The sequence below is a fragment of the Methylobacterium sp. ME121 genome (assembly GCF_000974725.1).
In the GTDB taxonomy this organism is placed as follows: Bacteria; Pseudomonadota; Alphaproteobacteria; order Rhizobiales; family Beijerinckiaceae; genus Methylobacterium; species Methylobacterium radiotolerans.
The window spans coordinates 1-6,249 of sequence record NZ_BBUX01000133.1 but is presented as its reverse complement, the minus strand read 5'-3'; the positions used below and the strand labels follow the sequence as shown (position 1 = coordinate 6,249).

The 6,249-nt window shown below is 71.9% G+C and carries 6 protein-coding genes; 5 read left to right on the top strand and 1 reads right to left on the bottom strand.

Features of this window, described 5'->3' with window-relative positions; all coding sequences use genetic code 11:
• Nucleotides 1-137: 137 nt before the first annotated feature.
• A complete protein-coding gene (gene msrQ / locus ME121_RS32190; RefSeq protein ID WP_059410285.1) occupies nt 138-1,067 on the bottom strand; it encodes a protein-methionine-sulfoxide reductase heme-binding subunit MsrQ in 930 nt (309 codons plus the stop codon).
• Nucleotides 1,068-1,274: 207 nt separating this feature from the next.
• On the opposite strand from msrQ, the gene ME121_RS32185 reads away from it, so the two are divergent.
• The 5 genes from ME121_RS32185 to ME121_RS32165 form a co-directional block, all read left to right on the top strand.
• Entirely contained in the window at nt 1,275-2,285 is a 1,011-nt protein-coding gene (locus tag ME121_RS32185) for an aldo/keto reductase (protein WP_043074265.1), read from the top strand.
• A gap of 337 nt (nt 2,286-2,622) precedes the next feature.
• The gene (rimP, locus tag ME121_RS32180) at nt 2,623-3,396 is read left to right on the top strand and encodes a ribosome maturation factor RimP (RefSeq protein WP_059410284.1); all 774 of its coding nucleotides are present in this window, start codon (nt 2,623-2,625) and stop codon (nt 3,394-3,396) included.
• A 64-nt stretch (nt 3,397-3,460) separates the two neighbouring features.
• Nucleotides 3,461-5,098: a transcription termination factor NusA gene (gene nusA / locus ME121_RS32175; protein WP_012320663.1), complete on the top strand. Its 1,638-nt coding sequence runs from the start codon at nt 3,461-3,463 to the stop codon at nt 5,096-5,098.
• Nucleotides 5,099-5,120: 22 nt separating this feature from the next.
• A complete protein-coding gene (locus ME121_RS32170) occupies nt 5,121-5,843 on the top strand; it encodes an RNA-binding protein (protein WP_012320662.1) in 723 nt (240 codons plus the stop codon).
• 76 nt (nt 5,844-5,919) lie between these two features.
• Nucleotides 5,920-6,249 (top strand): translation initiation factor IF-2 associated domain-containing protein (locus ME121_RS32165; protein WP_491892940.1); only part of this gene is annotated, 330 nt, incomplete at its 3' end.

The following is a 6,249-nucleotide window of genomic DNA, read 5'->3' as shown; positions in this document are numbered from 1 at the left end:
CTTCGCGGGCGTCGCGAAGGCGAGGGTCGGCGCGAGCAAGCCCGCGATCAGGAGAGGCGTGCCGCGCATGGCGTCTCGAAAGCTCCGCTGGGCCCGGGGCCGCCGGCGGCGGAGGACCGGGAGCGGGTTCTGCGGCATCAGGCCGACGGCGACAAGGGCTCCCGGACGGGCTCCCGGACGGGCTCCCGGCGGGCCGCCTGGGCCGGTCGCCTGCCCGGTGCCGGGGCCTTCGGGCCGCGCACGAGCGCCACGAGCGGGAGCGACAGGCCGACGGCCAGCACCCACCAGGCCGGCCGGATCGGCCCGGAGAAGTCCAGGTTGGCGGCGAGGACGAGGTTGGCCGGCACACCGCTGGCGAGGCCGTACCACGCGGCCTCCAGCCCGGCCGTCGCGAGCCCGGCGACGATCGCCAGGAGGAGGAGCGACCAGGGCCGCTCCGGCCACTGGAAACGCCGCATCACCCGCCAGCCCATCAGCAGCAGGAACAGGCCGGCCGAGAAGACCGGGTCGGTGACATCGATCTTCGACTGCAGGAAGTAGTGGACAAGGGCCGCCACGGCGATCGTGTAGGTGAGGCGGTGCAGGCGGTTCCAGTTCGGGCCGAGATTGCGGATCGCCGCGTCCGTGGAGGTCAACCCCAAGGCGATCAAGCCGACCAGGGCTACGAAGCCGATCGTCAGGTATAGCCGGAGTGCGATCTCCGAGATCACCTTGGTGAGGATCAGATTCTGGTCGACGGCGTAGAGGGTGAGGTGGGCCACCGCGTAGGCCATGACGGTGACGCCGAGCATGCGCCGCACGACGATGACCTTCGGCCAGTCCGCGAGGCGCCGCAGCGGCGAGATCGCCAGCGAGAAGAGCAGGAAGCGCACGGCCCACTCGCCGGTGGCGTGGATCAGGGCGGTGATCGGTTTCGCCCCGAGGGCGTCGAGCCGGTAGGCGGCCGCGAGGTAGAGCGCGGGCGCGACGCAGCCCGCGAACACCGCGAGCTTCAGCCAGGAGAGACGGCCGGCCCGGTCGAGCCAGGGGAGCGGGATGCCGAGGGGAGCGGCCAAGCGATCGATCATGGGTCCGAACGGAAGCTTCGCGGTGGACGACGGCGCCGCGCCGATGGCCCGGGCCACCGGCGGGAACGGCTGCCCGGGCCATCGGTGCCGTCACGGGTCGGTTCGCCGCGGGCAGGCGCAGGTTACAGGGCGGCGTTGACCTGTGTTGTGGTTGACCGCGCCGTTCCCGCGGCGAGATAGCGGGACGACGGAGGTTGGAAGGATCCCATGCAGTACCGCACGCTCGGCCGCTCCGGCCTCAAGGTCTCGCCGATCTGCCTCGGCACGATGATGTTCGGCGGCCCCACCGACGAGGCCACGGCCGGCCGCGTCGTCGCCAGCGCCCGGGAGGCCGGGATCAACTTCATCGACACGGCCAACGTCTACACGGAGGGCCGGTCGGAGGAGATCACCGGCCGGGCGATCAAGGCCGAGCGCGACGCCTGGGTCCTGGCCACCAAGGTCGCCAACCCGACCGGGCCGGGCGTCAACGACCGCGGCCTCTCGCGGGTCCACGTGATGAGGGCCGCCGAGGACAGCCTGCGCCGCCTCGGCACGGATGTCATCGACGTCTACTACCTCCACAAGGAGGACCACGACACGCCGCTCGCCGAGACGGTCCGGGCGATCGCCGACCTCGTGCGGGCGGGCAAGATCCGCCATTTCGGCGTCTCGAATCACCGGTCCTGGCGGGTCGCCGAGATCTGCCGGCTCTGCGACGAGGCCGGGATCGACCGGCCGGTGGTGAGCCAGCCCTACTACAACGCCTTCAACCGGATGCCCGAGACCGAGCACCTGCCGGCCTGCGCGCATTTCGGGCTCGGCGTCGTGCCGTACTCGCCGCTCGCCCGCGGCGTACTCACCGGCAAGTACGACCCCGACGCGCCGCCGCCGGCCGAGTCGCGCGCCGGCCGCCAGGATGCTCGGATGATGCAGACCGAGTGGCGCCCGGAATCCCTGCGCATCGCCCGGACCCTGAGGGAGCACGCCGAGGCCCGCGGCATCACGGCCGGCCAGTTCGCCACCGCCTGGGTGCTGAACAACCGCCTCGTCACGGGCGTGATCGCCGGGCCGCGCACGGAGGCGCAGTGGCAGGAATATCTCGGCGCCCTCGACTACGCCTTCACCCCGGAGGACGAGGCGCTGGTCGACGGGTTCGTGGCCGCGGGGCATCCGACGACGCCGGGCTACAACGATCCGGCCTATCCGCTGGAGGGGCGGGTGCCACGCAGCGGCTGAGCAAAGGCGATCTCCGACCGAACCCCTCATCCCGGGGTGCGAGCGCGGTGGGCCTCGAAGGAGGGCTCCTTCGAGGCCCCCGCGACGCTCCGGCACCGCGGGACGAGGCCGAGATCGGGACGAGCGGGCGCGCGCGGCGCGGCGGATCCACCTTGCGCTCCGGGCGCGGGACCGCTATCTAGCTCTCAACAGTTCTGATGGCAGTCGAGAGGCTGCGGTTCGGGAGTGGGCCCCACCGGGTCCGCTCTTTTTTTTCGCCGCACACCCTCTCGCCGCACGAGGCCCCACGCCGCGGGCGGCCAGGCAGGACGCCGCGAAGGTTGCGCGCTGAACATCCATGTCGTCCGAGATTGAAGCGGATCTGTCCGAGAAGCGCCTCGTCCGCGAGGCCGGGGTCGCCGCGCGCGTCGCGCAGGCGATCGAGGGGCCGCTCGCGGGCCTCGGCTTCCGGCTGGTCCGGGTGAGGATGTCCAACGTCAACGGGTGCACCGTGCAGATCATGGCGGAGCGGCCGGACGGCACCTTCACGATCGACGATTGTGAGGCGGTGAGCCGCGCGATCTCGCCGATCCTCGACGTCGACGATCCGGTGGGCGGCGCCTACAACCTCGAAGTGTCCTCGCCCGGCATCGACCGGCCGCTGGTCCGGGTCTCGGACTTCGCCCGCTGGGCGGGCTACGAGGCGAAGGTCGAGCTGAGCCCGCCGCTGGACGGGCGCAAGCGGTTCCGCGGCATCCTGGGCGCACCCGATCCGACGGGGACGACCGTCCCGATCGACCTGCCCGACGTGAAGGAAGGGCTGCCGAGCCGCATCGACCTGCCGCTGAAGGACCTCGCCGAGGCCCATCTCGTCCTCACCGACGAGCTGATCCGCGAATCGCTCCGCCGCGGCGGGCCGCCCGCCGCGGACGAGGCCGATGAGGCCGAAGAGGCCGAGGACGAAGAGGTCGCCGCGGAGAGCGTGTCGTCGCCGGCGCGGGTGCCCTTCCAGCCGAAGGGGCCCCGGAAGGCCAGCCCCGCGGCCAAGCCCCAGAAACAGGCCCGGACCGGCCCCAAGAAGCCGGTCGTGACCAAGGCGTCCCGGCTCAAGGACCGCGACTCCCTGCACTGAGACCCCCGCGTCGGCTGCCCGGCGGCCGGCCCGAAGATTTGACGGAAGAGAAGGACCGACACCGATGGCCGTCGTCAGCGCCAACAGGCTCGAACTCCTCCAGATCGCCGACGCGGTCGCCCGCGAGAAGGTGATCGACCGCTCCATCGTGATCGACGCGATGGAGGAGGCGATCGCCAAGGCCGCCCGCTCCCGCTACGGCGCCGAGACCGACGTTCACGCCGAGATCGACCCGAAGACCGGGGCGCTCCGCCTCTCGCGCCACCTCCTGGTCGTCGATCAGGTGGAGAACGACGCCCGCGAGATCACCCTCGACCAGGCCCGCCGCTACAACCCGGGCGCGCTGGTCGGCGACGTGATCTCCGACACCCTGCCGCCCTTCGATTTCGGCCGCGTCGCCGCCCAGTCGGCCAAGCAGGTCATCGTCCAGAAGGTCCGCGACGCCGAGCGCGCCCGCCAGTTCGACGAGTACAAGGACCGCATCGGCGAGATCCTCAACGGCATCGTGAAGCGCGTCGAGTACGGCAACGTCATCGTCGATCTCGGCCGCGGCGAGGGCATCGTACGACGGGACGAGATGATCCCGCGCGAGACCTTCCGGCCGGGCGACCGCATCCGCTCCTACCTGTTCGACGTGCGCTCGGAAGTGCGCGGGCCGCAGATCTTCCTGTCGCGCTCGCACCCGCAGTTCATGGCCAAGCTGTTCGGTCAGGAAGTGCCGGAGATCTACGACGGCATCGTCGAGGTGAAGGCGGTGGCCCGCGATCCGGGCTCGCGCGCCAAGATCGCGGTGATCTCCCGCGACGGCAGCATCGACCCGGTCGGCGCCTGCGTGGGCATGCGCGGATCCCGGGTGCAGGCCGTCGTCGGCGAGCTCCAGGGCGAGAAGATCGACATCATCCCGTGGTCGGAGGATGAGGCGACCTTCATCGTCAACGCCCTCCAGCCCGCCGAGGTGGTGAAGGTGGTGCTCGACGAGGAGGCCGACCGCATCGAGGTGGTGGTGCCGGACGACCAGCTGTCGCTGGCGATCGGCCGCCGCGGCCAGAACGTGCGCCTCGCCTCGCAGCTCACCGGCTGGGACATCGACATCCTCACCGAGGCCGAGGAATCGGAGCGCCGCCAGAAGGAGTTCGCCGAGCGGACCCAGGTGTTCATGGAGGCGCTCGACGTCGACGAGACGGTCGGCCAGCTGCTCGCGGCGGAAGGCTTCCGCAACGTCGAGGAGATCGCCTACGTCGACATCCAGGAGCTCTCCGGCATCCAGGGGCTCGACGAGGAGACCGGCACCGAGATCCAGGCCCGCGCCCAGGACCACCTCGCCCGGATCGAGCAGGCGCACGACGCCCGCCGCACCGAGCTCGGCGTGTCCGACGAGCTGCGCGAGATCGAGGGCATCACCACGCCCATGATGGTCGCACTCGGCGAGAACGACGTGAAGACCGTCGAGGACTTGGCGGGCTGCGCCACCGACGACCTCGTCGGCTACACCGAGGGCCGCGGTCCCGACGCCGTGCGCCACGCCGGCTACCTCGACGGGTTCGACCTGTCCCGCGCCGAGGCCGAGGCCCTGATCATGGCCGCCCGCCTGAAGGCCGGCTGGATCGAGGCTCTGCCGGAGCCGGAGACCGAGGAAGGGGCCGAGGAGGGTGCCGAGGCGGCCGAGGGCGAAGAGACCGCCCCCGCGCAGGCCGAGGCCTGAGCCGAGAGCCGGCGGAGGCGCGATGGTCGCGGTCGACACGACCCCGCCCGAGGACGGGCTGGAGGCCGGGGGGCTCGATGCCGGCCCCGGCCGCCGCTTGCCCGAGCGGACCTGCATCGTCACGCGCGTCGCGCAGGCGCCGGACGCGATGATCCGGTTCGTGCGCGGGCCGGACGGCAGCGTCGTGCCCGACCTGCGTGCCAAGCTGCCGGGCCGCGGCGCCTGGGTCAGCGCCCGCCGTGAGGCGGTCGCCACCGCGGTGCGCAAGAACCTGTTCGCCCGGGCGTTCAAGGGGCCGACACCGGCCGCCCCCGACCTGCCGGACCGGATCGTCGCGGGTCTCCGGGAGGACCTCCGGCAGGCCATCGCCATGGCCAACAAGGCGGGCTGCGTGGTCGCGGGCTTCTCGAAGGTCGAGGCGGCGATCGGCGGCCAGCCCGGCGCCATCGCGGTGATTCACGCCGCCGAGGCGAGTCCGGACGGCCGGCGGAAGATCGCGTCGGCCTTGCACAGGCGCCACGGTGACGCCATGTCAAGGATCCCGATCATCGATGACCTGTCCGAGGACGAATTGGACATGGCCTTAGGTCGGGATCATGTGATACACGCTGCGCTCGTCGCAGGAGCCGGAGCCGCCGGCTGCCTGTCGCGTTGGCGTCGGCTACGCTCCTTCGAGGGCGCCGCCGCGGCGACCGGGGAGCCCGATCCAGCCCGAATCGGCGGGATCGACGAAGCCTCACGTTGACGACGCAGGACTATTTTGACCGGCGCCACCGGGTGTCGGTTCACGGGACGATGGAAACCCTCAGGGTTCAGGCTGAATGAGCGATACGAACAACCCGGGCGACAAGACTCTGAATCGGACTTCCCCGAAGCCGCTCTCCCTCAAGCGGCCGATCGAGGCGGGCACCGTGCGTCAGAGCTTCTCCCATGGCCGCTCCAAGCAGGTCGTGGTCGAGACGGTGAAGCGCCGCGTCATCGGTGCGGCACCGGCCGCCCCCGCCCGTGAGCCTGCGCCCGCACCGCGCCCGGCGGCCCCCGCACCGACGGCGCCGCCGCCGCGTCCGGCGCAGCGCGCCGCCTCGGGCGTCGTCCTGCGCACCCTGAGCGAGCAGGAGAGCGCCGCCCGCGCCGCCGCCCTCGCCGACGCC